A 24206-nucleotide genomic window follows, 5' to 3' on the forward strand; every position below is an offset into this window, starting at 1 on the left:
CAACGGGCGGCGGGCCCGCGGAGTTCCCTAACGCCGGGTGAGCACCTCCGACTCCCACAGATCCCGGTAGTAGCCGGGCCGGGAGACCAGGTCGTCGTGGGCGCCGCGCTGGATCACGCGGCCGTCCTCCAGCACCACGATCTCGTCCACCTGCTCCAGCCCCTTGAGGCGGTGGGTGACGAGCAGCGTGGTCCGGTCGTGCGTGACGTCGAGCAGGTCGGCCATCAGCTCGTCGGCCGTCTCCTCGTCCAGCGCCTCGGCCGGCTCGTCCAGCAGCAGCACGGGCGGGTCGAACAGCAGCGCCCTGGCCAGCGCCAGCCGCTGGAGCTGGCCGCCGGACACGGTGCTGCCGTCCTCGCCCAGCTCGGCGTCCCAGCCGGTGCGCTCCACCCAGTGCTCCAGCCGCGCGTCCCGCACGGCCCGCGCGAGCCGCTCGTCGTCGGCCTCCGGGCCCGCCAGGCGCAGGTTGTCGCGGAGCGAGGTACGGAAGAGGTACGGGTCCTGCGTGAGGCCGGTCATCATGGCCCGCACGTCGTCGGAGTCCAGGTCGGCGATGTCCACACCGTTGATCCTGATATTTCCGGACTCGGGCTCGACGAGCCGCATGAGCGCCGCCAGGATCGTGCTCTTCCCCGCGCCGCTCGGCCCCACCAGCGCCACCCGCCTGCCCGGGGCCAGCGTGAGCGACACCCCGTCCACGGCCGGCCTGCCGCCGGGCGCGTGCCGTACCACGAGATCCTCGACCTCGACCGTCAGCGGCGGCGACGGGGGAGCGGCGGGCGTGGCCGGCTCCGTGACGGCCGGGGAGGCGGAGCGGACCTCGCGCAGGCGGCGCAGCGCCGCCGCGATGCCCGCGTACCGCTCGCCGGCGGCGGCCAGCGGCAGCACCGGCTCGAACGCCACCAGCGCCGTCAGCGCGAGCACGGCCGTGCCGACCGTCCCCACGCCGCCCGCCTGCGCGACCAGCACGATCGCGACCACGGTCAGCACCTGCACCAGCGTGCCGCCGGCCAGCGCGGTGGCGTGCACCCGGGCCTGGCGGCGCTCCAGCCGGCCCAGCGCGTCGCCCGCCTCCCCGGCGTCCCGCAACGCCCGGTCCCCGGCCCCGTACGCGGACAGGTCGGCCGCGCCGTGCACCAGGTCGGCGACCCGGCCGGCCAGCTCGGCCCGCGCCGGCGCCATCCGCGCCGACCAGCGGCGCGCCGCGGCGGCGGTGGCCGCCGGCAGCAGCGCCCCGGCCAGCAGCAGCCCGGCCAGCAGGACGAGCGCCGTGACGGGCAGGATCGTCAGGCCGATCACCACCGCGGTGAGGCCCGCGATGGCGGCCGCCGCGGCGGGCAGCAGGCAGCGCACGAGCAGGTCCTGCACCGCGTCGGTGTCGTCGACCATGCGGCTGAGCAGGTCGGCGCCGCCCACCCTGGGCCGCTGCGGCGGGATCAGCGACTCGTACAGCCGCTCCCGCGTGCCGGCCTGCGCCCGCAGGGCCACGTCGTGGCCGGTCAGCCGCTCGGCGTAGCGGAACACGCCGCGCCCGGTGGCGAACGCCCGGGTGGCCACGATCGCCACGCTGAGCGCGGCCAGCGGCGGCTGCTCCGCCGCCCGCGTGATCAGCCAGGCGGCCGCGGCGATCAGCCCGAGGCCCGCGAGATCGGCCGCGGCCCCGGCCAGCACCGCGTACACCAGCCGGGCCCGCATCTGCCCCTTCATCGCTCCACCCGCCCGCTCGTCGGAATCTCGTCGCCGGTCTTCTCCTGCTGAGGCGAGGCCGCGCCGGGACCCGGGGGAGCGAGGGCGGGTTCCGTGCGGGTGGTGTCCGCGACGACGCGGCCCTCGTGGACGCGGATGACCCGGTCGGCCAGCTCGATCATGGCCGGGCGGTGGGCCACGATGACGGCGGTGCGGTCCTTGCTCAGCTCCGCGGTCGCCGCCACCACGGCGGCCTCACTGCGGCCGTCCAGCCGGGCCGTCGGCTCGTCCAGCAGCAGAACCGAGGTCGACGGGCGGCAGAAGGCGCGGGCCAGGGCGATGCGCTGGCGCTGGCCGGCCGAGAGGTTGGCGCCCCGCTCGCCGACCCGGGTCTCGTAGCCGTCGGGCAGCTCCCCGACGAACTCGTCGGCGTAGGCGGCGCGGGCGGCCCGCCGCACCTCGTCCATGGAGGCGGCGGGCGCGCCGAGCCGGATGTTGTCCGCCACCGAGGTGGTGAACAGGTGCGCGCGCTGCGGCACGAACGCCAGCCGGGCCCGCCACGTCTCCAGGTCCAGCGTCCGCAGGTCGGCCCCGTCGACCAGCACCCGGCCCTCCGACGGCGGCACGAAGCCGAGCAGCAGGTTGAGCAGCGTGCTCTTGCCGCTGCCGCTCTCACCCACCAGCGCCACCCGCTCGCCGGGCTCGATGGTGAGCGTGACACCGTCCAGCGCCGGGTCGGCACGGCCGGGATAGCGCACGGTGACGTTCTCCAGCTCGATCCGCGGCCGCCCGGACACGGCCGCGGTGCGTCCCGGGGCCGGCGCGGCGGGGTCGTCCGAGCGGTCCAGGACGGAGAAGGCGGCGTCGGCGGCGGCCACCCCCTCCATCGAGGCGTGGAAGCGCGTGCCCATCGCGCGCAGCGGCAGATAGGCCTCCGGCGCCAGCAGCAGCACCAGCAGCGCCGTGGACAGGTCCAGCGTGCCGCCGAGCAGCCGCAGCCCGATCGGCACCGCCACCAGCGCCAGCGACAGCGACGCGCACAGCTCCAGCACCAGCGACGACAGGAAGGCGACCCGGAGCGTGCGCATGGTGGCCGAGCGGTGCGCGCCGGCCACCTCCCGGATCACCGTCGCCTGGTAGCGGGCCCGGCCGAAGGCGCGCAGCGTGGGCAGGCCGCGCACCACGTCCAGGAAGTGGCCGCCGAGCCGGGTCAGCGCCCGGTACTGCCGCTCGGTGACGGCTTTGGTGGTCATGCCCACCAGCGCCCCGAAGATCGGGATCAGCGGCAGCGTGACCAGCACGATGACGGCGCTGGCCAGGTCGGCGGCGAACAACCGGACCAGCACCGCCAGCGGCACCACCGCGGCCACCGCGATCGACGGCAGGTAGCCGGTCAGGTAGTCGTCCAGCCCGTCCAGGCCGCGCCCGGTGAGCGTGACCAGCTCCCCGGAGCGGTGACCGGCCAGCCGGACGGGGCCGAGCTCGCGGAACCTGGCCAGCAGGCGGTGCCGCAGCGCCGACTTGACGCCGGTGGCGGTGCGCCCGGCGAAGACGCCCTGCGTCCAGGCCAGCAGCGCCCGCAGCGCCACCACGCCGGCCACGGCCGCCAGCGCGACCGCGGTGAACCTGCCGGACAGCACCCCGGCCAGCAGCTCCGCCTGCACGAGGACGAGCAGCCCGGCCGCCATCGCGGCCGCGAACGTGACGGCCAGATGACGCAGGACCGGCTGCTCTCCCCGGATCAGGCGGAGTAGATCCTTGTGCACGGGCGCCTCAGAAGAAGGATGGGTTCAGGTCGGCGCCCTTGCCGGGACGGAAAGTGCGCCATATCCATACTTGCGCGCCCACCATGATGGGTGCGAACGGCAGGACCATGAGACTGAGCACATTCAGCGTGGCCGCCGGCGCGCTGTGCTCCAGCATGTAGGACATCCCCCCGCCGAGCAGGGCGAGCGCCGGCGTCGCGGCCAGCGCCCCCGACGCCAGCAGGGCCCGGCCGGTACGCGCCGGTCCGGCGAACCCGGGCAGCCGCCAGCCCAGGAACACGCGGCCGTGCCAGGCGAACAGCAGGGTCACCGCCGCGCCGAGCAGCAGCCCCAGCGGGTGCATGAGCGGCCCGTCGAACCCGGTGGCCGCCGCGTAGATCACCAGCCCCCAGCCGAACGACAGCCAGAGCGAGCCCAGCACGATCATCAGGTCCCAGAACGCCCGCCACCGGGCACCGCCGATCCTGCGCCGGAACCACAGCCCGGCGTCCCGCACGATCCACGCCAGCAGCATGGCCACCACCAGCGGGTAGATCGCGGGCAGCAACTCGCCCTCCAGCAGCGGGTAGACGCCGAACAGCGTCCCGGCGACGGCGACCAGCCACACCTCGTTCGCGAGCACGTACGGCCCGATCGCGGCGACCATGCGGTCCCGGTCGTCGCGGTTCCTGCCGAGGACCGGCAGCAGCAGCCCGACCCCGAGGTCGAAGCCTTCCAGCGCGAAGTAGCCGGCCAGCAGCAGGGCGAAGACGGCGAACCAGATCAGCTCCATCGGGGCACTCCTAGTGGCTCAGCGCGGGCGAGCGCTGTTCGGTGGCGGTGGCGCCGAGGGCGAGGTCGCGCGGTCCGCGCCTGACCACCCGGGCGATGAGCACGTAGTCGACGACGGCCAGCAGCCCCAGCACGGCCACGAACCCGGTGAGCGAGGCGGTGACCATGCCGGTCGTGAGCCCCGGCGTCATGGCGTCGGCCACGGTCAGCTTCTCCCAGATCATCCACGGCTGCCGCCCCAGCTCCCTGGCCAGCCAGCCGAGGATGGCCAGCACGAACGGCACCGGCGTCAGCGCCATCAGCAGGGGATGCGCCCACCGCCAGCGCGGCAGCTTCCTGATCAGCGGCAGCATGAAGAGCAGCACCACCATGGACAGCAGGTTGCCGCCCTCCATCATCAGCCCCAGCGGCACCGCGGCGGCCGGGTTGTCGTCGAACTTGCCGTCCTGGATCCCGCCGAACTGGGCGTAGCCGTACGCCACGGTCAGCGTGATGCCGACGGCCGCGGCCACGATCCCCGTCTTCATCGACCTGGTGAAGAACTCCTGCTCGTGGGTGCGCCGCCGCAACTGGTAGGCGCTGGCCCCGACGAGCACCATCGCCCCGGTGAACAGCCCGGCGCCCAGCACGTGCGGCAGCGCGAACACCAGCGTCTTGTTGGTGAACAGCGCGCCGGCGTCCACCAGGGCCAGCCGGTCGCCCGCGTCCACCGCGCCGGCCGGGTTCTGCAGGAACGAGTTGGCCACCATGATGAAGAACGCGCTGGCGTACGCGGTCGCGGTGACCGCCCAGATGCAGGCCACGTGCGCCCATTTCGGCAGCCGCCCCCAGCCGAAGATCCACAACCCCAGGAACGTCGACTCCAGGAAGAACGCCACCAGCGTCTCCATGGCCAGCGGCGCCCCGAACACGTCGCCCGCGTAGTGGGACAGACCGCTCCACGACAGGCCGAACTGGAACTCCATCACCAGGCCGGTGACGATGCCCAGGGCGTAGTTGATGACGTAGATCTGCCCCCAGAAGCGGGTCATCCGCTCGAACAGCGGCCTGCCGGTGCGCGCCCACCGGGTATTCATGATCGCCACCAGCGGCGCCAGCCCGAGCGTGAGCACGACGAACAGGAAGTGCAGGCTCCCCGTCAGGGCGAACTGTAAGCGGGCCAGATCGAGTGCGTCCATCTCTCCACTCCGTCGTTGTGCCTGTCTACATATAGACAGCCTACATGTAGACTGCCTACATGCGAGACGGTGCTTAGGATCGTTGCCATGAACCCCGACGCGCTGCGCGGCCACATGGACGCTCTGCTGCTCTCCGTGCTGGAGCGGGAGCCGCTGCACGGCTACGCCATCATCGAGGCCCTGCAGGAGCGGAGCGGGGGAGCGCTCAACGTGCCGACCGGCACCGTCTACCCGGCGCTGCGCAGGCTGGAGCGCACCGGCCACCTGGTGAGCGAGTGGGCGACGGTGGGCGGGCGCAGGCGGCGCACCTACCGGCTCACCGACTCCGGCAGGAAACAGCTGGAGGGGGAGCGGTCGGCCTGGCAGGCGTTCACCAGCGCCATCGGGAGCGTGCTGGGGCCCGGGGAGGTCAGGCCCTCCGGGTCAGCCTGACGCACCGGGTCGCGCAGTAGAGCTGCAGCCCGGCGAAGGCGTAGGTCATCAGGTTGGCGAGGACGACGGGAAGGGAGAGCCCCATGCTCGCCGACACGTACGAGCCCTGCGAGAGCACCAGGCCGAGCAGCGAGGTCAGCGGCAGCATCAGCCAGACCGCCAGGCCGAGCGAGCGCGTCACCAGCCGCGCCTTCGGGATCCAGCGGGCGCCCCGGCCCAGCGCCAGCAGCGCGAGCCCGCCGTACAGGCCGGTGGCGAGCTGGATGACGTCGAGCAGCCGGGAAGCGGGCATGAACCAGCTCGGCCGGCTCTCCCACACGACCGGATCGGCGGGGGCGAAGTTCCAGACCAGGCCCCACGCCAGCACGGTCGCCGGCACGCTGACGAACAGCAGCAGCCCCAGCCTGCGCCCCGCAGAGGCGGTCAGCTCCTCCTGGTAGCCCGGCGCCACCTCCTGGACCGGCCCGAACTCCTCGACCGCCCGCCGCTCCGCGTCGGCCCGGCGCAGCCCTTCGGCCTCGTAGGCCTCGGCGCAGTCGACCAGACTGTCGCGCGCCTCGACGACCATGTCATGTTTCGGCCCGTACGGACCCGACAGGGACCGGCGCAGCTCGGTCACGTAGTCGTCGATGAGCATGGAATCAAGTCTACGAAGCGGCACCCCGGGGCCCCATCGGGGATCTCCCTGATATGCGGTCACGCTAGCCGTGCTGCGCCGGCGCGCGGCGGCGGGAGAACCAGCGCAGCATGGGCAGGCGCATGCTCACCCGCATGCCGCGCGGGGTGAGCGCGAACGTGCACTCCTTCAGCCGCACCCCCGCCGGATGCGCCAGCCCGGTGAAGAGGCAGGCCGACAGGTCGAGCCCCGTCAGGGCCAGGCTGGCCGCGTCCACCTCGCGCAGCGACGTCAGCGTGGACGTGCCGCCCCCGGTGACCGTCGCGGGGCCGCGCAGGACCGCGCCCTCCAGGTCGGCCTGCGAGTCGGTCAGCCGCACCGTCGTGGCCCCCGCCACCACCAGCCGCCGCAGGTCGACCCCGCACCCGCGGACGGCCAAGTCCAGGGTGCCGCCCGCCTGCGCCCGCGTGGCCGAGAACCTGCCGGTGGCCGACAGGTAGGCGTCGGCGGCGAAGCGCACCGAGTCGAACCCGGCGCTGCCGCTCACCTTGCGGAACGAGAGCGTGCGGCCGAACCGGGCGCCGCGGAAGTGCGCCGCCTCGCCCATCCGGGCCCCGTCGAAGGTCGCGTACCCCTCGAACCTGGCGGCCTCGCAGGACAGCCCGTGCTCGAACACCGCCTGGCTGAACAGCGCGTCCCTGGTCATCACCGCCCCGTCGAGCGAGGCGTGCCCGCGCACCGTCACCCCGTGGAACGACAGCTCCCTGGCGAACCTGGCGCTCGCCAGCGACACGTTGCCCTCGAAGCGGGCGCCGAAGAACGACGCGAGCCGCTCGAACCGGGCGCCGTCGAGCGACACGTCGCCCGTGAACGTCACCCCCGCCAGCCGCACGTCGCCGGTGAAGCGGGCGCGGTCGAGCCGGGCGCGACCGGGCCGGCCGAGGGTGGCCTCCACGACCCTGCCCAGCAGGTCGCCGCTGAGCGTCGTGCCGCGCAGGTCGAGCAGCCGGCCCGGAGCCATGCCCGCCAGCACGGCGGAGACCTGGTCGGGGGAGAGGTGGGCGAGGCAGAGGCCGTACGGCCGGCGGGCGATCCCTGTGCAGGCCGCCGATTGCGCGCAGGTGACCCAGTCCATGCCCTGCTCATACCCGGTGGGCCGCACTGTCAAGGTTCGGCGATGGAAGCTTGAGGTCACATCTCTGTAGACACCTGTCACGGACCCTGGCTCTAGAGTGCGGCTTATGCATGCTTTACCCCGGGCTTCCTGGGCCGCGATCACCGCGGCCGCACTCACCGCCGGCCTCCTGTCGGCCCCCGCCGCCGCGACGCCCGCCGGCCCCTGCGACACCCCGCCCGACCGGGAGATCGCCGAGGTCCAGGGCAGCGGCGCCGCCACCCCGCTCGCCGGGCAGACCGTCCGCGTCGAGGGCGTGGTCACCGCCGACTTCCAGCGCACCGACCAGCTCAGCGGCTTCTTCCTGCAGGACCCGACGCCGGACGCCGATCCGGCCACCTCCGACGCGCTGTTCGCCTTCGCCCGCGAGTCCTTCAAGGACGTCAAGGTCGGCGACCGCGTGCTCGTCACCGGCCGGGCGATCGAGTTCAACGGCTGGACCGAGCTGTCGCCCGTCACCGCCGTCGACGTGTGCGGCACCGGCTCCATCGCGCCACAGCGCCACCGGCTGCCCAGCGCCGACCTGGAGCCGGTGGAGAACATGCTGCTCACCTTCCCCCAGCGGCTGACCGTCAACGACAACTACAACCTGGGCCGCTTCGGTGAGGTCACGCTGTCCTCCGGCGGCAGGCTCTTCCAGCCGACCGACCGGCCGGGCGTGACCGCCGACGCCAACGCCCGCCGCTCCCTGCTCGTCGACGACGGCTCCAACCAGCAGAACCCGGCCACGCTGCCGCCCGTCGTGCGCGCCGGGGACAGCGCCGCCGGCATCGCCGGCGTGCTCGGCTACGGCTTCGACCGCTACCGGCTGCAGCCCACCGAGCCGATCCGCTACCAGAGCACCAACCCGCGCCTGCCCCGGCCGTTCCCGGTGATCGGCAACGTCACGGTGGCCTCCTTCAACACGCTCAACTGGTTCACCACGATCGGCTCGCGCGGCGCGAGCACCGCCGAGGAGCAGCAGCGCCAGCTCGCCAAGCTCGTCTCCGCGCTCAAGGGACTCAACGCCGACGCCGTCGGCCTCATGGAGGTCGAGAACAACGGCCAGACCGCCCTGCAGGCCCTGGTCGACGCGGTCAACGCCGAGATGGGCGCGGGCACGTACGCGGCGCTCACCCACCCCTACCCGGGCACCGACGCGATCCAGGTCGGGCTCATCTACAAGCCGGGCAAGCTGACCCCGGTGGGTCAGGCCCGCTCATCAGAGGACCCGGTGTTCAGCCGCCCGCCGCTCGTCCAGAGCTTCCGCCGCAAGCACGGCGGCCAGCCGTTCACGATGGTGGTCAACCACCTCAAGTCCAAGGGCTCCTGCCCTGACAGCGGGCCCGACGCCGACCAGGGCGACGGCCAGGGCTGCTGGAACCCCACCCGGGTGGCGCAGGCACAGGCGCTGCTCGGCCTCATCGAGGACCTGCCGGCCCCGCTGGTGCTCGGCGACCTCAACGCCTACGGCGAGGAGGACCCGATCGAGACCCTCGAAGCGGGCGGCCTCACCAGCCTCACCAAGCGGTACGTGCCCGCCCCGCTGCGCTACAGCTACCTCTTCGACGGGCTGGCCGGCGAGCTCGACCACATGATGGCGAGCAAGCAGCTGCTCAGGCGCGTCACCAGCGCGGCCATCTGGCACGTCAACGCGGACGAGCCGCGCATCCGCGACTACAACACCGAGTTCAACCCGCCCCACCTCTACCGGCCGGACGCCTACCGGTCCTCCGACCACGACCCCCTGGTCGTCGGCCTCACCCTGCCCGGCCGCTGAGCCGCGCCCGTCCCCGTGCCCGTCCCCTGGCCGGGCCGCGTGCGCGCGGCCCGGCCCGGAGCATGGAATGCTGGTGAAGGGTACGTGGTTGTCACGGAGACAATCACCGGAAGCGGACCGACGTCAGAGGAGCCACTTGTGGCGACCATCGAAGTAACCGAGACCAACTTCAACGACATCGCCGACAAGGGGATCGTCCTGCTCGACTTCTGGGCGGAGTGGTGCGGTCCTTGCAAGATGTTCGGGCCGATCTTTGAGAAGGCCTCCGAGAAGCACGAGGACATCACGTTCGGCAAGATCGACACCGACCAGGAGCAGGCGCTCGCGCAGGGCTTCGAGATCAGGTCGATCCCGACCCTGATGGCCATCCGCGACGGCATCGTGGTCTTCGCGCAGCCCGGCGCCATTCCCGCGCCGGCCCTCGACGACCTGATCCGTCAGGTGCGCGCGCTCGACATGGACGAGATCAGGGCGGAGCTCGACAAGGAGCTCAAGAACGCCCAGAAGAACTGACCCACTCCGGCACGGCCCCGCCCTCGGGCGGGGCCGCCGTGCTTTTTAGGCCTTGCGGCCGACGCCCGCGTATCCAGGGCTGCGCCGTCCCGAGGCGGCCAGCTCGTCGTCCGGACGCCAGTCCTTCGGGTCCACCAGGCCGGGCTCCAGCAGCTCGTAGCCCTCGAAGAAGCGCAGGATCTCCTCGTGCGTGCGCAGGTTGAGCGCCGCCGTGGACTGCTTGTAGACCTCGAGCGCCTGCGGCGTGAGATCGGTGTTGTCGTCGATCGCGTGGCTGATCACCAGGTGGCTGCCGGGCACGCTGACCTCGCGCAGCCGGGCGATGAGCCCGAACGCCTCCTCGTCCGACAGGAAGTGGAGGATCGTCAGCATCATGAACGCGACCGGCCGGTCGAAATCGATCAAGGGCTTGAGCTGCTCCAGCAGCTCATCCGGCTTGCGCGCGTCACCCTGGAGGAAGTCGACGTCGTCGCCGCGCGCCAGCAGCGCCCGGCCGTGCGTGCACACCACCGGGTCGTTGTCGACGTACACCACCCGCGAGCCCACCGCGATCTCGTGCGTGTTGCCCTGGGTCGGCAACCCCGCCCCCAGGTCCACGATCTGGTCGACACCGTTCTCGGTCACCAGGCGTACGGCCCTGCGCAGGAAACCGCGGTTGACCGCGGCCGAGGTCTTGGTGTTGGGGAACAGCTTCAGGATGCGCTCGGCCGCCTCCCGATCCGCCGCGAAGTTGTCCTTGCCGTCGAGGTAATAGTCGTACATCCTCGCGACGTTGGGCACGTTCGGATCGACGCCATCTGGAGCTCTGTCCACCACATCTCCCAATATTCCCGGCCTTTAGCCGCTGATCATAGAAGATGTTCCGGGCCACCGCTCGGCGATGGCCCGGAAAGGTGAGAGTCACTCAGCCGCGGTACAGCTCGGCCACCCGGAAGGCCAGATCGAGCGACTGGCTCCGGTTGAGCCGCGGGTCGCAGGCCGTCTCGTAGCGGGTCGCCAGGTCGCCCTCGGCGATCTCGTGGCCGCCGCCGACGCACTCGGTCACGTCGTCGCCGGTGAACTCGATGTGGATGCCGCCGGGGTGCGTGCCGAGCGCGCGGTGCACCTCGAAGAACCCGGCCACCTCGTCGAGCACGTTGTCGAAGCGCCGGGTCTTGTGGCCGCTCGGCGCCTCGAAGGTGTTGCCGTGCATCGGGTCGCACACCCAGGCCACCTGCGCGCCCGCGGCCGTGACCTCCTTGACCAGCGGCGGCAGATGCTCGCGGATCTTGGACGCGCCCATCCGCGTGACGAACGTGAGCCGCCCCGGCACGTTGTCCGGGTTGAGCTTCTCCACCAGCGCCAGCGCGTCCTCAGGAGAGGTGGACGGGCCCAGCTTGACGCCGATCGGGTTGCGGATCCTGGAGAAGAACTCCACGTGCGCGCCGTCGAGCTGGCGGGTGCGCTCGCCGATCCAGACCATGTGCGCCGACACGTCGTAGGGCAGGCCCGTGCGCGAGTCGATGCGGGTGAGCGCCTGGTCGTAGTCGAGGATCAGCGCCTCGTGGGAGGAGTAGAACTCCACCGACTGGAACTCCTCCGGCTCGGCCCCGCAGGCCCGCATGAAGGCCAGCGCCTGGTCGATCTCGCGGGCCAGCCGCTCGTAGCGCTGACCGGCCGGCGACCCGGCCACGAAGTCCTGGTTCCAGGCGTGCACCTGGCGCAGGTCGGCGTAGCCGCCCTTGGTGAACGCCCGGGCGAGGTTGAGCGTCACCGCCGAGGAGTGGTAGGCCTTGAGCAGCCGCCACGGGTCGGGCCTGCGCGACTCCGGGGTGAAGTCGAACCCGTTGACCATGTCGCCCCGGTAGGCGGGCAGCTCCACGCCGTCGCGCACTTCGGTGCCCTTGGACCGCGGCTTGGCGAACTGGCCGGCGAGCCGGCCGATCTTGACCACCGGCACCTTGCCCGCGTAGGTGAGCACGATCGCCATCTGCAGCAGCGTCTTGAGCTTGTTGCGCACGTTGTCGGCCGTGGCGCCGGCGAACGTCTCGGCGCAGTCGCCGCCCTGCAGGACGAACGCCTCGCCCCGGGTGACGGCCGCCAGCTCCTCCTTGAGCTGGTCACACTCTCCCGCGAAGACCAGCGGGGGCAGGCCGCCGAGCTCGGCGACGACCTTCTCGAGCTCGTCGCGCTCAGGCCAGTCAGGCTGCTGGGCCGCGGACAGGGCTCGCCAGGAATCGAGATTCAGCGAATTGCTCAATGCGCTCACGAGATACGAGGGTATTCCACCGGATCCCTCTGGCCGACCTCCATGTCCACGTTGTGAGAAGGCGGTCAAAGCTTGACGGCATCCATGAGCGCCGAGCGCCCGAATCACCGGGTGTGAGCCGCCTCTCACCACCTCGGGAGTGGACATGGACGACGAACTCCACGCCCTGTCCGGCGCCTACGCCGCGCACGCGTTGCCGCCGGCCGACGTGGCGTCGTTCGAGGAGCACCTGTCGAGCTGCCGCACCTGCCCGTCCGAGGTGAGCCGCCTCCGGGAGACCGCCTCCCGCCTGGCCCTCGCCGTCGCCACCCCGCCGCCCGCCTCCCTGCGCCCCCGCGTCCTGACCGCCGCCCACCGGCGGCACGACACGGTCCGCCCGGCGGCGGACCGGACTCCGCGTGCCGACGTCCTTCCCCCGCGGCGCGAGTGGCGGGCCAAGGCGGTGGCGGGGCTCGCCGCCGTGTCCGCGGCCGCCGCCGTCGCGCTCGGCGTGGTCGCCTTCGACGCCCGCCGCGACCTGGGCGACCTGCGGGCCGGGCACGGCGCGCTGGTCACGGAGGTGGCCGCCGTCCTGGCCGCCCCGGACGCCCGTACGGTACGGCACCGCATCGCCTCGGGCGGCACCGGCGTCGCCGTCGTCTCCCGCGAGCGGGGACGGATACTGTTCACTTCATCGGGAATGCCGGAGTTGCCGCCGTCCAAGGTCTACGCTCTGTGGCTGATGAACCCGGACGGCGTCCGCCCGGCCGGGCTGCTCGACCGGGGGGAGGACGGCCTCACCGCACCCGTCGTCGCCGACCTCCGCGACGACGTCCGCCTCGGCCTCACCGTCGAGCCCGCGGGCGGCTCCGACCGGCCGACCACCCGCCCCATCCTGTTCGCCGAGCTTCCCGCGGCCTGAGCCGGACCGTCGCCCAGGCCGCGGGGAACCCCAGCCCGAGTTGTGACCATGAAAGGTGAAGACGAGACGCGTTTTCTGGCGGATAGTGCGGTGCATGCGGATCTTAGCGGTGCTGGTGATGATGCTCGCCGCCGCCGTCCTGGGCGTGTCCCCGGCCGGAGGAGTGCTCGCCGACGCGGCGGAGCCGGGCGCGGCGACCGTGGTGCCCGTCCAGGTGACGGGCGCGCCGGAGAAGCGGTTCAACCTGATCGTCATGGGAGACGGCTACACCGGGGCGGAACAGGAGAAGTTCCGCCAGGACGTGGACCGCCACGTCAACGTGATGTGGTCCATCGAGCCGTTCAAGTCCTACCGGAATTACCTGAACGTCTACCGGATCGACATCGTCTCCGGCGAGTCCGGCATCAGCTGCGACCCCGGCCTGTCCTCGCCGCGCAGGACCACCCCGCTCAGCATGGGATTCTGGGGCCGCTGCAACCCCGGCAGCGTCCAGCGCCTCATCACCATGGACAACACCGCCGCCACCCGCTACGCGAACCTGGTCACCGGCACCTCCTCCGCCAACCGCCAGATCCTCGCCCTGGGCAACAGCGGCACGTACGGGGGAGCGGGCGGCGCGTACGCGACCGCCTCCGGCAGCAACGCCATGTCCGCCCTGATCAGCCCGCACGAGCTGGGCCACTCGCTGGGCGGGCTGCAGGACGAGTACGACTACTACCAGCGCGGCGTCCCCGGCGGCCCGTACACCGGCCGGGAGCCGGACTCGGCCCATCACACGCTGCTGACCGAGCGGGAGATGCTCGACCGGCGCGCGAAGTGGTGGCGCTGGCTGGGCGAGCCCAGCGAGTCGGGCGGCCCGATCGCCCGCTACGAGGGCGGCCTGTACGCGGGCACCGGCGTGTGGCGGCCCAGCGCCCACTCGATCATGAAGAGCCTCGGCTATTACTTCGACCAGGTCGGCCGCGAGGTCATGACCGAGCGGATCACCGCCAAGACCATGGTCATCCAGGACGCCACGCCCACCGGCGCCCCGGTCGGCGCCGACCGGGTGCTCTGGGCCGAGCCGATGCGCCCCGTCAGCCACGGCCTGGTCACCACCTGGACGGTCGACGGCGAGGAACTGGACGGCGACCGCGACGCCCTCGACCTGCGCACCCTCGGCCTGGCCCCCGGCACGCACACCGTCACCGCCACGGTCACCGACCCGACGGACTTCGTCCGCGACCCCGCCGTCCGCGACTCCATGACGCGCACCCGTACCTGGACCGTGGACACCTCGCTCACCACCCCGCCGGACGGCGTCGAGCCGGGGTTCGTCTCCTCCACCCCGGTGCACCGGCCGGTCGGCAGGGACGAGGTCGTGTACGTGGAGACCACCCACCCGGTCGCGACCGTGCCCGAGGTCACCTGGCGGCTCGACGGCGAGCGCGTCGGCGGCTCCGGCACCGACCTCGACCTGGGCGCGCTCGCCCTGAGCGCCGGCGCCCACGAGCTGACCGCCTCGCTCGGCGGCGACACCCTCACCTGGACGGTCGACGCCACCCCGCCCACCACCGCCTACGAGCTGTCGGAGCCGCTGGCCCGGGCGGGCGACACCTACGTCTACAACGGCCCGTTCACCATGCGGCTCACCGGCGCCGACGACCGCGACGGCCACGTGGTGCCGGAGTCACGGGTGGACGGAGACGGCTGGTTCAATTACTTCGGCTGGCCCACCTCATCCGAGCTGCCGTGGACGTTCAGCGAGGACGGCACCGTCATCGACCACCTCGTCTTCGGCAAGTTGCCGCGCGGCCGGCACACGGTCGAGTACCGCTCGATCGACGCGGCCGGCAACCACGGCGAGCCGGGGGAGTTCACCGTCACCACGATCGCGCCGCCGCCCGCCTGCACCCGCACGATCACCGGCGAGCACCGCGGGCCGCTGGCCGTCACCGGCGGCGTCACCTGCCTGGACGGCGCCCGCGTGACCGGCCCGGTCGTCGTGGGGCGCGGCGCGTCCCTCGTGGTCACCGGCGGGCGCGTCACCGGCACACTCACCGCGTCGGAGGCCGCCGCCGTGCACCTGCTCGGCGCCCGCCTGGACGGCGCGTTCAGCGCCGACCGCACCGGCTCGCTGCACATCGTCTCCGCCGACGTGCGCGGCGCCGTCCTGCTCACCGGGAACGACGCGCCGGTCCTGTCGGGCAGCACCGTCAGGGGCGCGCTCGCCTGCACCGGCAACACGCCCGCGCCCGCCGACCTGGGCGTGCCCAACGCGCTGCGCGGCGCGGGCGCCGGGCAGTGCCGCGAGCTACGCGACGGTGCCAGGGGCGAGAGGTACGAGGCGGTCCAGCACCTCGGCGAGTGAGGCCGTGGCCTGGTCGCGCACGCGGGCGTACTCGGCCTCCGGATACTGCCGGGGGCCGTTCTCCACCAGCAGGATCAGGTAGAGGTACGCCCGGTACAGGTCGAGCCGTACATGCGCGGCCGGGGTGAGCTCGAACGGGGTCACCTCGCGGTAGCCCGCCACCAGCGGGTCGTCCTCACGCAGCTCGGCGAAGATCGTCGGGGTGATGAACTCGGCCAGCGGGTCGCCCCAGAACGCCCGCTCGTGGTCGATGATCGCCTGGATGCGGGGCGGCCCCGACAGGTCCAGGAACACGTTGCCCGGCCAGATGTCGAAGTGGACCAGGTGGGGCGTGGTCACCTCGTCGAGCGCGGGCGCGGCCGCCGCCAGCAGCGCGCGGATGCGCGGCACCGGCGCGGGCAGCGCCGTCGGGTAGCGGACGGTGTCGCCGAGCAGCGCGTCGACCATGGCGAGGTACGCCTCGCGCCAGGTCGAGCCGGTGATGCCGGCGTGCGGGTAGCCGAACACGGGGCCGGTGACCGCGTTCAGCCGGGCCAGGAGGCGGCCCAGCTCGCGGCGGAGCCTCGCCTCGTCCTCGGGCGTGACCTTCGGAGAGCCCTCGCCCAGGGAGCCGTCGCGCCGTGAGACGTGGTTCCAGGAGACGCCGTCGAGCGCCGCCAGCATGAGGTAGTCGCCGCCCAGCACCGGGTCGTCGAACCCGGCCCGCAGCAGCGCCGCCACCGGCACGCCCGCCGCCGCGGCCAGCTCGCAGGCCGCCGCCTCCGTCCGCAGCAGATCGCGCTCGTAGCTCAGCTGGTCGAGCTCCGGCGGCGGCGACAGCTTGCAGACCACGTCGCGGCCGTCGTCCAGGCGCAGCCGCCACACCGCGTTCGCGAAGCCATCGGTCAGCTCGGCGTGATCGAGCACGCCCGCGCCGAGCGCCCTGCGGGCCAGCGCGTCGAGCTCCTGCCGCGATAAGCGGCGCTTGGTCCTGCTGTCCACCCGCGCCCTCCTCAGACCGGCCCTCGCCGCACCAAGCTCATCCGCGCTACTCGCGCCGCGCCTCAGGCCGACTCGCGCCGCACCAGGTGGGTGTCGAGGATCACGACCGGCTGGCGCAGCTCCTCGCCGTTGATGCGGGCCACCAGCAGCAGCGCCATCTGGCGGCCCATCGCCTCCGTCGGCTGGTGGACGGTCGTCAGCGGCGGGTCGGCGTGCAGGGCGGCCTTCGAGTCGTCGAACCCGATCACCGCCACGTCGCCGGGGATCGCCCGGCCCGCCGCCTTCAGCACCCGGACCGCGCCCAGCGCCATCGGGTCGGAGGCGGCGAACACCGCGTCGAGGTCGGGATGGGCGGCCAGCAGCTCGGCCATCGCCGCCTCCCCGCTCTCCTCGGAGAAGTCGCCGTACGCGACCAGCTCGGGAAAGCCGGAAGGCAGCAGCGCGTCGCGGTAACCCGCCAGCCGGTCGACGCCCACGCCCATGTCCTGCGAGCCCGCGATGGCGGCGATGCGGGTGCGGCCGAGGCCCAGCAGGTGTTTGACCGCCTGCCGGGCCCCTGCCCTGTTGTCCATGTCGACGTAGCTGTAGGGGGACAGGCCGACGGGGCGGCCGCCCAGTACGGTCGGCACGCCCATCGCCTCCAGCCTGCCCGGCAGCGGGTCGGCGCCGTGCAGTGACAGGAGCAGCACGCCGTCGACGTGCTGCCCCGTCAGGTAGTGCTGCAGCCTGGCGTGCTCCTGGGGGGTGCGCGCCATGGCCAGCAGGAGTTGCAGGCCGGTCTCCGACAGCGCCGAGCCGATGCCCCGGATGGTGCCGGCGAAGTAGGGCTCGTCGAAGAGCCGGCCTTCGGACTCGGAGACGACCAGCGCGACGGTGTCGGTGCGGCGGGTCACCAGGGTGCGGGCCGCCCGGTTGGGGACGTAGCCCAGCTCCTGGATCGCCGCCTGCACCGCGTCGCGCGCTCGCTGGCTCACATTGGGGGAGCCGTTGATGACTCTCGACACCGTGCCTCGGCCGACCCCGGCCCGGGCGGCGACTGCCTCAAGAGTCGGTCGGTTCATGGTTCCTATTCTGCCGGATGATCTCGGCATACCATGTCGCGCTGTCCTTGGGCAGCCGCTCCTGCGTCTCGTAGTCGACCCGGACGATGCCGAAGCGCTTGCCGTAGCCCCAGGCCCACTCGAAGTTGTCCATGAGCGACCAGGCGAAATAGCCCTCCAGCGGCACTCCGGCGTCGATCGCCTCGCGGCAGGCGCCCAGGTGGGCCTCGAAGTAGGCCCGCCGCTCCTCGTCGCGCACCCGGCCGTCGGCCAGGACGTCCTCGAACGCGGCGCCGTTCTCCGAGACGACCAGCGGGATCCGCGGGTAGTCGCGGGCCACCCTGGCGAGCACCTCCACCAGGCCGTCCTCGTCGATCTCCCAGCCCATCGCGGTGACCGGGCGGCCGCCGTTCACGAACGAGACGTGCTCGCTGCCCACCCAGGGCGAGGCCGAGTCGGTCGGCGCGGCCGCCGCCGAGGCCCTGCCGCCCGGCGCCCCGGACACCGTGAACCGGCTGTAGTAGTTGACCAGCAGCACGTCGATCGGCGCGTTGATGGTCTTCAGGTCGCCGTCCTCGATGAAGGCCAGGTCCATCCGCAGGTCGTCGAGGACGTCCTGCGGATAGCGGCCGGTCAGCAGCGCGTCGAGGAAGAACCGGTTCTGCAGCCCGTCGATGCGACGTGCCGCGTCCTGGTCAGCCTCGCTGGCCGTGGCCGGGGTGATCGCGTAAAGGTTCACGCAACCTCCCACCCGGCGCGCGCCCATGGCCTGGACCCCTAGTCCATGGGCGAGGTTCAAGTGGTGCGCGGCCCGGATGGCGTTCTCGGGCTCGCGGCGTCCCGGAGCATGCTCACCCGAGGCGTATCCGAGGAAGGCCGCGCACCACGGCTCATTGACGGTGCTCCACGTGTGCACCCTGTCGTGCAGCGCTTCGTGCACGATCGCCGCGTAGTCGGCGAAGCGCAGCGCCGTGTCCCTGGCCGGCCAGCCGCCTCTGTCCTCTAGGGCCTGCGGCAGGTCCCAGTGGTAGAGCGTCAGCCACGGGTCGATCCCGTGCGACAGCAGCTCGTCGACCAGGCGCTTGTAGAAGTCCAGCCCCTTCTGGTTGACGGCCCCGGATCCGTCCGGCTGCACGCGCGGCCAGGACACCGAGAAGCGGTAGGCGCTCAGACCCAGATCCGCCATGATCCGTACGTCGTCGCGGTAGCGGTTGTAGTGGTCGATGGCGACGTCCGCGTGTTCGCCGCCCACCACCCTGCCCGGCGTCTTGGTGAACGTGTCCCAGATCGACGTGCCGCGGCCGTCCGCCGTCACCGCGCCCTCGATCTGATAGGCCGAGGTTGCCGCGCCCCACGCGAACCCGGTAGGGAATCGCAGCTCGGAGCGGGTCTGTTCCTCCTGAGTCGTCACGCCTTGACCGCACCTTCCATCAGGCCGCCCACGATCTGACGGCCGAACAGTACGAAAACTACGAAGAGAGGGAGTACCGAGGCGGCGGTGCCGGTGAACAGCATCACGTAGTCGGTGCCGTGGGCCTGGTTCAGCGCCGCGATCGAGGTCTGCACCACCGGGTTCTCCGGCAGCAGCACGATGAGCGGCCACATGAACTCGTTCCACGTCTGCATGAACACCAGCAGCGCGAGCACCGCCATGCCCGGCCGGAGCGCGGGCAGGATGACCTTGCGATAGATGCCCAGTGTTGACGCCCCGTCGACCCTGGCCGCCTCGACCAGCTCGTCCGGCACCGCCTGGGAGGCGTACTGGGTCATCATGAACACGCCGAACCCGTTGACCAGGAACGGCAGGATCACCGCCTGGAGCTGGCCGGTCCAGCCGAGCGTCACCATGAGCTCGTACAACGGCACGATGCCCATCTGCTGCAGCGGCACCATCATGGTGACCAGGATCAGCCCGAGCAGGATCTTCGAGCCGCGGAAGCGCAGCTTGGAGAAGGCGAAGCCGGCCAGGGTGGAGATGAACACCACCGACACGGTCACGGTCGTCGCCACGATCGCCGAGTTGATGAGGCCGGTGAGGAAGTAGGCGTCCTCGGTGGCGAGCAGCCGCTCGACGTTCTCGCCCAGATGGCCGCCCGGCAGCATCGGCGGCGGGGTGTCGAGCGCGTCGTCGTTGGTCCGCGTCGCCATGATGAACATGTAGTAGACGGGATAGGCCGACAGCAGCAGCGCCAGGGCGAGCACGACCTTAGTGAGAGCCCCCGCGTCCCACAGCCGGTTGACCGGTTGCCTGGTGGTCATCGTGCACCCCCGATGCGGCGCGTGAACCAGTAGTTGATCATGGTGCCGAAGAGGATCAGCACGAACAGCAGCCAGGCGGCGGCCGAGGCGTAGCCGATCTCGAACCCGCCGCGGAAGGCGGCCTCGACGATGAACATCGCCACGGTCTGGTACTGGCCGGTGGTGCCGCCGGTCATCATCTGCTCGCCCTCGAACATCACCGGCTCGGTGAACAGCGTCAGGCCGCCGATGGTGGAGATGAAGACGACGAACACGATGGTCGGCCGCAGCATCGGCAGCGTGATCTGCCAGAACTGCCGGCGCGCCGAGGCGCCGTCGATGGCGGCGGCCTCGTACAGGTCCTTGGGGATCGTCTGCATGGCGGCGAGCAGGATGATCGCGTTGTAGCCGGTCCACCGCCAGTCGACCATGGTGGCGATGGCGATCCAGGCGGACCACTTCTCGTTCTGCCAGGCGATCGGCTCGATGCCGGCGAACCCGAGTATCCAGTTGAACAGGCCGTAGTCACGGCTGTAGAGCTGGCTGAAGACGACCGCCACCGCGACCACCGAGGTGACCATCGGCAGCAGCACGCCCAGGCGCAGCAGCAGCCTGCCGCGCAGGCGCTTGTTCAGCGCGTTGGCCAGCACCAGGGCCATGATGATCTGCGGCACGGTGGCCAGCACGAACATGCCGACCGTGTTGAACACCGCGTTCCAGAACTCCGCGTCGGCGATCAGCTCGGCGTAGTTCGCGAGGCCGGCGAACTCCCGCTTGCCGGCCAGCTCGGCGTCGTGCAGCGACAGCCAGAGGGTGTAGAGAAGAGGGAAGACGCCGAAGACGGCGAACAGCAGGAAGTAGGGCGAGACCAGGAGGTAGGGCATGCCCCTGAGGTCGAAGCGCCCGGCCCGCCTGCTCGGCCTCGCCCGCCTGGGCGACGCGTGCCGGGGCGGCGGCGCGAGTTGGAGAGTCATGGAAGCCTTTCGAGCCAGATCGGGAGTGGCGCCCGCCCGGAGCGGGCGCCACCCGGTCCAGTGGGAGCGTCAGCCCGCTGCCTTGACGCCCGCCTCGACGAACTTCGTCCAGGCCTCGTCGTAACCCACCGCGCCCTGGTCCATGCCCTCCAGCACCTTCTCCACCGAGGTCTTCACCTGGGCGTGCTTCTCACCCAGGAAGACCGGCTGCAGGTCCTTGACCGAGGCCGAGAAGATCTCGCCGGTCGGCACGTCGTTGAAGTACTCGTTCTTGAGGCCCGCGACCTCGGGGTCCTGCTGGGCGGGGATGGAGCTCGGGAAGGCGCCCGCCTCCTTGAAGGCCGCGATGTGGCCGTCCTTGCCCGTCAGGTAGTTGAGCACCTCGGCGGCTTCCTTCGGGTGCTTGGTCTGCTTGGGGACGGCCAGCCACGAGCCGCCCCAGTTGCCCGTGCCGCCCGGCACCGCCGCGACGTCCCAGTTGCCCTTGTTCTCCTCGCCGGCCGCGCCGGAGATCACGCCGAGCATCCACGACGGGCAGCCCATGGTGGCGAAGTCGCCGCCCTTGATGGCCTTGTTCCACGGCGGGGTGAACGCCTGGAGCTTGGCCGTCAGGCCCTGCTGGCTGAACTTCTGCACCCAGTCGAAGGAGGTCTTGACGGCCGGGTTCGTCTCCAGGACGAGGTTGTTCTCCTTGTCGAAGTACGAGATGTTGCCGTTCTTCGGCGCCTCCTGCGACAGGATCACGTTGTAGATGGTGTTCGGGCCGTCCATCCACTTCGCGCCGGTGTCGGCGGCCGAGAACTTCTTGCCGGCCTCGAGGTAGGCGTCCCAGGTCGGCCAGAGCTTGGCGACCTCCTCACGGTCGGTCGGCAGCCCGGCCTTCTCGAACAGGTCCTTGCGGTAGCACATGGTCATGCCGCCGATGTCGGTGCCCAGCGCGAACAGCTTGCCCTCGGCGTTGACGCCCGTCTCCCACTTGGCCGCGGGGAAGTCGGCCTTGCGGTCCTGCAGGCCGTACTCGCCCAGGTCGGTGAAGAACTGCGGGCGGGCGGCCATCAGGCCCATCGCGCCCTCGTCGATGCCGACGATGTCGCCGGCGCCGCTGCCCGCCTGCAGGCGCTGGAGCAGCTGCGGCAGATAGACGTCTTCGAACCTGTCGGTCAGGTTCGAGTACTTGACCTGGATGTTCGGGTGCTCGGCGTTCCACTTCTTCACGGCCTCGTCGTAGCCGAAGTTCTCGCCGCCGCCGAAGGTGTGCACGTTGATGGTGACGGGCTCCGCCGGCGTGCTCGCATCGGCTGAGGGGGCCGGAGCCTCACCGCCACCACAGGCGGCGGTCATCGCGGCCAGGGCTGTGACCAGGACTCCGGTTACTGCAAAGCGCTTGTGGTTCGTCATACCGTACCCCTCTTGGGTGTGGATCTTGGGAGGTGCATCGCGACAGTCCCGCGATTGGAGTGTCTTTGGGAGCGCTCCCACAAAGAGTGCCCGTAGCGCGTCCAGGCGTCAACGTCCCGAAACTCAACCGTTACCTCTGGGGTATTTTGTGACCCTAGAAGTAGCCGTACGGGGATATATCGCCCAAAGCGCTACTTGGGAGCGCTCCCATCCCACGGGCACCGTTTCTCCCGCACACCGGCACAAAAGCGCACCAGAACCAGAGGCGTCTCACCGGCAGGCCGCGGCCCGCGCCTCCATGAGAACGCGTTCGCGCTCGTTGCGGGTCAGCGCGGCCGCGCGCTCGAACTCGGCGCGGGCCTCGCCGAGCCGGCCCAGTTTGAACAGCAGGTCGCCGCGTACGCCCGGCAGCAGGTGGTAGTCCCGCATGGCCGGCTCGCCGGCGATCTGGTCGACCAGCTCCAGGCCCACCTCGGGGCCGTACGCCATGGCCAGGGCCACCGCGCGGTTGAGCTCGACCACCGGCGAGCCCGACAGGGCCGCGAGCCGCGCGTACAGGTCGGCGATGCGGACCCAGTCGGTCTCCCCGGGCGTGAACGCGCGGGCGTGGCAGGCCGCGATGGCGGCCTGGAGCGTGTACGGGCCCATGGTGCCGGTCAGCTCCTCGGCCCGCTCCAGCGCGGCCAGGCCGCGGCGGATGAGCAGCCGGTCCCACCGGGCGCGGTTCTGCTCCAGCAGCAGGATCGGCTCGCCGGACGGGCCCAGCCTGGCGGCCGAGCGGGACGCCTGGATCTCCATGAGCGCCACCAGGCCGAACACCTCGGGCTCCTTCGGCATCAGCCCGGCCAGCACCCGGCCCAGGCGCAGCGCGTCCTCGCAGAGGCCGGGCCGCATCCAGTCGTCGCCGGCGGTGGCCGAGTAGCCCTCGTTGAAGATCAGGTAGATGACCTCCAGCACGGACGACAGCCGTCCGGCCAGCTCCTCGCCCGCGGGGACCTCGAACGGCACCTTCCGCGTGGCCAGGGTCCGCTTCGCGCGGACGATCCGCTGCGCCACCGTCGGCTCGGGCGTCAGGAACGCGCGCGCGATCTCGTCGGTGGACAGGCCGCCCAGCACCCGCAGCGTCAGCGCGACCCGGGCCTCGGTGGACAGCACCGGATGGCACGCGGTGAACACCAGCCGCAGCAGGTCGTCCTCGATCTCCTCGGGGCCGGGCGGCTCCTGCCCGGGGTCGTCCTCCAGGGCGCGGCCGATCTCGGCGAGCTTGCGCTCGTAGCGTTCCCTGCGGCGGATCAGGTCGACGCCCCGGCGCTTGGCCACGGTCATCAGCCAGGCGCCCGGATTGCGTGGCACGCCCTCGCGGGGCCACTGCTCCAGCGCCGCGACCAGCGCGTCCTGTGCCAGCTCCTCGGCCAGGCCGACGTCGCGCACCAGCCGGGCCAGCCCGGCGATCAGCCGCGCCGCCTCGATCCGCCACACGGCCTCGATGGCCCCATGCGTCTCCGAAGCTGTCACGGGCCCATCGTATGGTCACCCCGTCCGGGACATGCCCGGCACTCACCTCAGCGCGGGAAGCGAGAAACGCTTTCAACAAGGAGCGGCGTCCCGGGCATGTGTGCCGGGCTCCTGGCTGAAGCGGTGATGGTCGTCCACGGCGGGCGTGGGTGGCGCGTTTCCGGCAGGCGTGCGGGGGGTCGCCCTGGGCCGTCAGGCGTCCGGGGGGTTGGTCTCCAGGGACTCGCGGAGGGCTTTGTCGCGCTCGGCGGTCTCCGGGGTGAGGGAGGTCTCCGGCATGTCGGCCGCGTCGAAGACCTCCCAGAGCTCCAGGCCGACCCCTTCGCCGCCCTCGGGGACGGGGACGCGCAGGGCCCATTCGACGGCCTCTTCGCGGGACTTGACCTGGATCAGCCAGAAGCCGGCGATGATCTCCTTGGTCTCCGCGAAGGGCCCGTCGATGACCTTGGGCTTGCCGGGGCCGTAGGCGATGCGGGCGGCGCGGGAGCTGGGGGCCAGCCCTTCCGCCGCCAGCAGGACACCGGCCTTGGCCAGCGACTCGTTGTAGGCCATCATGTCGTCGACGAGTTGCCGGCTCGGCATGACGCCCGCCTCCGTCTCGGCGCTGCCCTTTCCGATGATCATGAACTTCACGGTGCTTCTCCTTCGAATCCCGGTCTCGCCGAC

At 71.7% G+C, this 24206-nt stretch carries 21 protein-coding genes; 5 read left to right on the top strand and 16 right to left on the bottom strand.

Annotated elements, in window-relative coordinates:
- Positions 1–27 precede the first annotated feature (27 nt).
- From cydC to ACZ6YG_RS06990, 4 genes are read right to left on the bottom strand one after another with little or no spacing between them, the layout of a single operon-like run.
- Positions 28–1707: a thiol reductant ABC exporter subunit CydC gene (gene cydC, locus ACZ6YG_RS06975; protein ID WP_397197033.1), complete on the bottom strand. Its 1680-nt coding sequence runs from the start codon at positions 1705–1707 to the stop codon at positions 28–30.
- Entirely contained in the window at positions 1704–3452 is a 1749-nt protein-coding gene (gene cydD / locus ACZ6YG_RS06980; RefSeq protein ID WP_148032467.1) for a thiol reductant ABC exporter subunit CydD, read from the bottom strand. Before cydD ends, cydC begins: the two co-directional genes overlap by 4 nt.
- 7 nt (positions 3453–3459) lie before the next feature.
- Complete coding sequence (locus ACZ6YG_RS06985; protein ID WP_148032466.1) at positions 3460–4224, bottom strand: cytochrome d ubiquinol oxidase subunit II; 765 nt, start codon at positions 4222–4224, stop codon at positions 3460–3462.
- A 10-nt stretch (positions 4225–4234) separates the two neighbouring features.
- The gene (locus ACZ6YG_RS06990; protein WP_148032465.1) at positions 4235–5401 is read right to left on the bottom strand and encodes a cytochrome ubiquinol oxidase subunit I; all 1167 of its coding nucleotides are present in this window, start codon (positions 5399–5401) and stop codon (positions 4235–4237) included.
- Positions 5402–5488: 87 nt separating this feature from the next.
- Here ACZ6YG_RS06990 and ACZ6YG_RS06995 point away from each other — a divergent pair, with 87 nt between their 5' ends.
- A complete protein-coding gene (locus ACZ6YG_RS06995) occupies positions 5489–5833 on the top strand; it encodes a PadR family transcriptional regulator (RefSeq protein ID WP_148032464.1) in 345 nt (114 codons plus the stop codon).
- Here the strand turns inward: ACZ6YG_RS06995 and ACZ6YG_RS07000 are convergent.
- Together ACZ6YG_RS07000 and ACZ6YG_RS07005 are read right to left on the bottom strand one after the other, a co-directional pair.
- Positions 5811–6470 carry a permease prefix domain 1-containing protein gene (locus tag ACZ6YG_RS07000; RefSeq protein WP_466017413.1) on the bottom strand — a complete coding sequence of 220 codons (660 nt, stop codon included), beginning with the start codon at positions 6468–6470 and terminating at the stop codon, positions 5811–5813. The two genes, ACZ6YG_RS06995 and ACZ6YG_RS07000, sit on opposite strands and share 23 nt — an antisense overlap.
- Positions 6471–6534: 64 nt before the next feature.
- A complete protein-coding gene (locus tag ACZ6YG_RS07005) occupies positions 6535–7584 on the bottom strand; it encodes a pentapeptide repeat-containing protein (RefSeq protein ID WP_219544538.1) in 1050 nt (349 codons plus the stop codon).
- 106 nt (positions 7585–7690) lie between these two features.
- Between ACZ6YG_RS07005 and ACZ6YG_RS07010 the strand changes: the two genes are divergently transcribed.
- Together ACZ6YG_RS07010 and trxA are read left to right on the top strand one after the other, a co-directional pair.
- On the top strand, positions 7691–9382 hold the full coding sequence (locus ACZ6YG_RS07010; RefSeq protein ID WP_466017414.1) for an ExeM/NucH family extracellular endonuclease: 1692 nt from the start codon (positions 7691–7693) through the stop codon (positions 9380–9382).
- A 138-nt stretch (positions 9383–9520) separates the two neighbouring features.
- On the top strand, positions 9521–9895 hold the full coding sequence (trxA, locus tag ACZ6YG_RS07015) for a thioredoxin (protein WP_148032460.1): 375 nt from the start codon (positions 9521–9523) through the stop codon (positions 9893–9895).
- 45 nt (positions 9896–9940) lie between these two features.
- On the opposite strand, the gene ACZ6YG_RS07020 is transcribed toward trxA, so the two are convergent.
- Both ACZ6YG_RS07020 and ACZ6YG_RS07025 read right to left on the bottom strand, forming a co-directional pair.
- A complete protein-coding gene (locus ACZ6YG_RS07020; protein WP_148032459.1) occupies positions 9941–10708 on the bottom strand; it encodes an SAM-dependent methyltransferase in 768 nt (255 codons plus the stop codon).
- 91 nt (positions 10709–10799) lie between these two features.
- Positions 10800–12134: a class II 3-deoxy-7-phosphoheptulonate synthase gene (locus tag ACZ6YG_RS07025; protein ID WP_246639746.1), complete on the bottom strand. Its 1335-nt coding sequence runs from the start codon at positions 12132–12134 to the stop codon at positions 10800–10802.
- A gap of 154 nt (positions 12135–12288) precedes the next feature.
- On the opposite strand from ACZ6YG_RS07025, the gene ACZ6YG_RS07030 reads away from it, so the two are divergent.
- Together ACZ6YG_RS07030 and ACZ6YG_RS07035 are read left to right on the top strand one after the other, a co-directional pair.
- On the top strand, positions 12289–13044 hold the full coding sequence (locus ACZ6YG_RS07030) for an anti-sigma factor (RefSeq protein ID WP_466017415.1): 756 nt from the start codon (positions 12289–12291) through the stop codon (positions 13042–13044).
- Positions 13045–13138: 94 nt separating this feature from the next.
- Entirely contained in the window at positions 13139–15394 is a 2256-nt protein-coding gene (locus ACZ6YG_RS07035) for a M64 family metallopeptidase (protein WP_466017416.1), read from the top strand.
- On the opposite strand, the gene ACZ6YG_RS07040 is transcribed toward ACZ6YG_RS07035, so the two are convergent.
- The 8 genes from ACZ6YG_RS07040 to ACZ6YG_RS07075 all read right to left on the bottom strand — a co-directional run bounded on the left by ACZ6YG_RS07040 (position 15338) and on the right by ACZ6YG_RS07075 (position 24164).
- Positions 15338–16375, bottom strand: a complete 1038-nt coding sequence (locus ACZ6YG_RS07040; protein WP_466017417.1) for a phosphotransferase family protein — start codon at positions 16373–16375, stop codon at positions 15338–15340. The two genes, ACZ6YG_RS07035 and ACZ6YG_RS07040, sit on opposite strands and share 57 nt — an antisense overlap.
- Before the next feature lie 62 nt (positions 16376–16437).
- Entirely contained in the window at positions 16438–17436 is a 999-nt protein-coding gene (locus ACZ6YG_RS07045; RefSeq protein WP_148032452.1) for a LacI family DNA-binding transcriptional regulator, read from the bottom strand.
- Positions 17417–18826 carry a GH1 family beta-glucosidase gene (locus ACZ6YG_RS07050; RefSeq protein WP_148032451.1) on the bottom strand — a complete coding sequence of 470 codons (1410 nt, stop codon included), beginning with the start codon at positions 18824–18826 and terminating at the stop codon, positions 17417–17419. The genes ACZ6YG_RS07045 and ACZ6YG_RS07050 overlap by 20 nt, the downstream gene beginning before the upstream one ends.
- Positions 18823–19674 (bottom strand): carbohydrate ABC transporter permease, encoded by an 852-nt coding sequence (locus tag ACZ6YG_RS07055; protein WP_148032450.1) that lies wholly within the window; start codon positions 19672–19674, stop codon positions 18823–18825. Before ACZ6YG_RS07055 ends, ACZ6YG_RS07050 begins: the two co-directional genes overlap by 4 nt.
- Positions 19671–20627 (bottom strand): carbohydrate ABC transporter permease, encoded by a 957-nt coding sequence (locus ACZ6YG_RS07060; RefSeq protein ID WP_148032449.1) that lies wholly within the window; start codon positions 20625–20627, stop codon positions 19671–19673. The genes ACZ6YG_RS07055 and ACZ6YG_RS07060 overlap by 4 nt, the downstream gene beginning before the upstream one ends.
- 69 nt (positions 20628–20696) lie before the next feature.
- The gene (locus ACZ6YG_RS07065) at positions 20697–22025 is read right to left on the bottom strand and encodes an ABC transporter substrate-binding protein (protein WP_148032448.1); all 1329 of its coding nucleotides are present in this window, start codon (positions 22023–22025) and stop codon (positions 20697–20699) included.
- 270 nt (positions 22026–22295) lie between these two features.
- On the bottom strand, positions 22296–23540 hold the full coding sequence (locus ACZ6YG_RS07070; RefSeq protein WP_466017418.1) for an RNA polymerase sigma factor: 1245 nt from the start codon (positions 23538–23540) through the stop codon (positions 22296–22298).
- 192 nt (positions 23541–23732) lie between these two features.
- Positions 23733–24164, bottom strand: a complete 432-nt coding sequence (locus tag ACZ6YG_RS07075) for a YciI family protein (protein ID WP_466017474.1) — start codon at positions 24162–24164, stop codon at positions 23733–23735.
- Positions 24165–24206: the final 42 nt, after the last annotated feature.

The sequence above is a fragment of the Nonomuraea sp. NPDC054003 genome (genome assembly GCF_055585125.1).

Bases quoted from the DNA above. Each gene is read 5' to 3' on its own strand.
- ACZ6YG_RS06995 (WP_148032464.1), top strand. From the start codon at position 5,489: ATGAACCCCGACGCGCTGCGCGGCCACATGGACGCTCTGCTGCTCTCC.
- ACZ6YG_RS07005 (WP_219544538.1), bottom strand. From the start codon at position 7,584: ATGGACTGGGTCACCTGCGCGCAATCGGCGGCCTGCACAGGGATCGCC.
- ACZ6YG_RS07065 (WP_148032448.1), bottom strand. From the start codon at position 22,025: ATGACGAACCACAAGCGCTTTGCAGTAACCGGAGTCCTGGTCACAGCC.
- ACZ6YG_RS06985 (WP_148032466.1), bottom strand. From the start codon at position 4,224: ATGGAGCTGATCTGGTTCGCCGTCTTCGCCCTGCTGCTGGCCGGCTAC.
- ACZ6YG_RS07045 (WP_148032452.1), bottom strand. From the start codon at position 17,436: ATGAACCGACCGACTCTTGAGGCAGTCGCCGCCCGGGCCGGGGTCGGC.
- ACZ6YG_RS07000 (WP_466017413.1), bottom strand. From the start codon at position 6,470: ATGCTCATCGACGACTACGTGACCGAGCTGCGCCGGTCCCTGTCGGGT.
- ACZ6YG_RS06990 (WP_148032465.1), bottom strand. From the start codon at position 5,401: ATGGACGCACTCGATCTGGCCCGCTTACAGTTCGCCCTGACGGGGAGC.
- ACZ6YG_RS07010 (WP_466017414.1), top strand. From the start codon at position 7,691: ATGCATGCTTTACCCCGGGCTTCCTGGGCCGCGATCACCGCGGCCGCA.
- ACZ6YG_RS07060 (WP_148032449.1), bottom strand. From the start codon at position 20,627: ATGACTCTCCAACTCGCGCCGCCGCCCCGGCACGCGTCGCCCAGGCGG.
- cydC (WP_397197033.1), bottom strand. From the start codon at position 1,707: ATGAAGGGGCAGATGCGGGCCCGGCTGGTGTACGCGGTGCTGGCCGGG.
- ACZ6YG_RS07055 (WP_148032450.1), bottom strand. From the start codon at position 19,674: ATGACCACCAGGCAACCGGTCAACCGGCTGTGGGACGCGGGGGCTCTC.
- ACZ6YG_RS07030 (WP_466017415.1), top strand. From the start codon at position 12,289: ATGGACGACGAACTCCACGCCCTGTCCGGCGCCTACGCCGCGCACGCG.
- ACZ6YG_RS07075 (WP_466017474.1), bottom strand. From the start codon at position 24,164: ATGATCATCGGAAAGGGCAGCGCCGAGACGGAGGCGGGCGTCATGCCG.
- ACZ6YG_RS07035 (WP_466017416.1), top strand. From the start codon at position 13,139: ATGCGGATCTTAGCGGTGCTGGTGATGATGCTCGCCGCCGCCGTCCTG.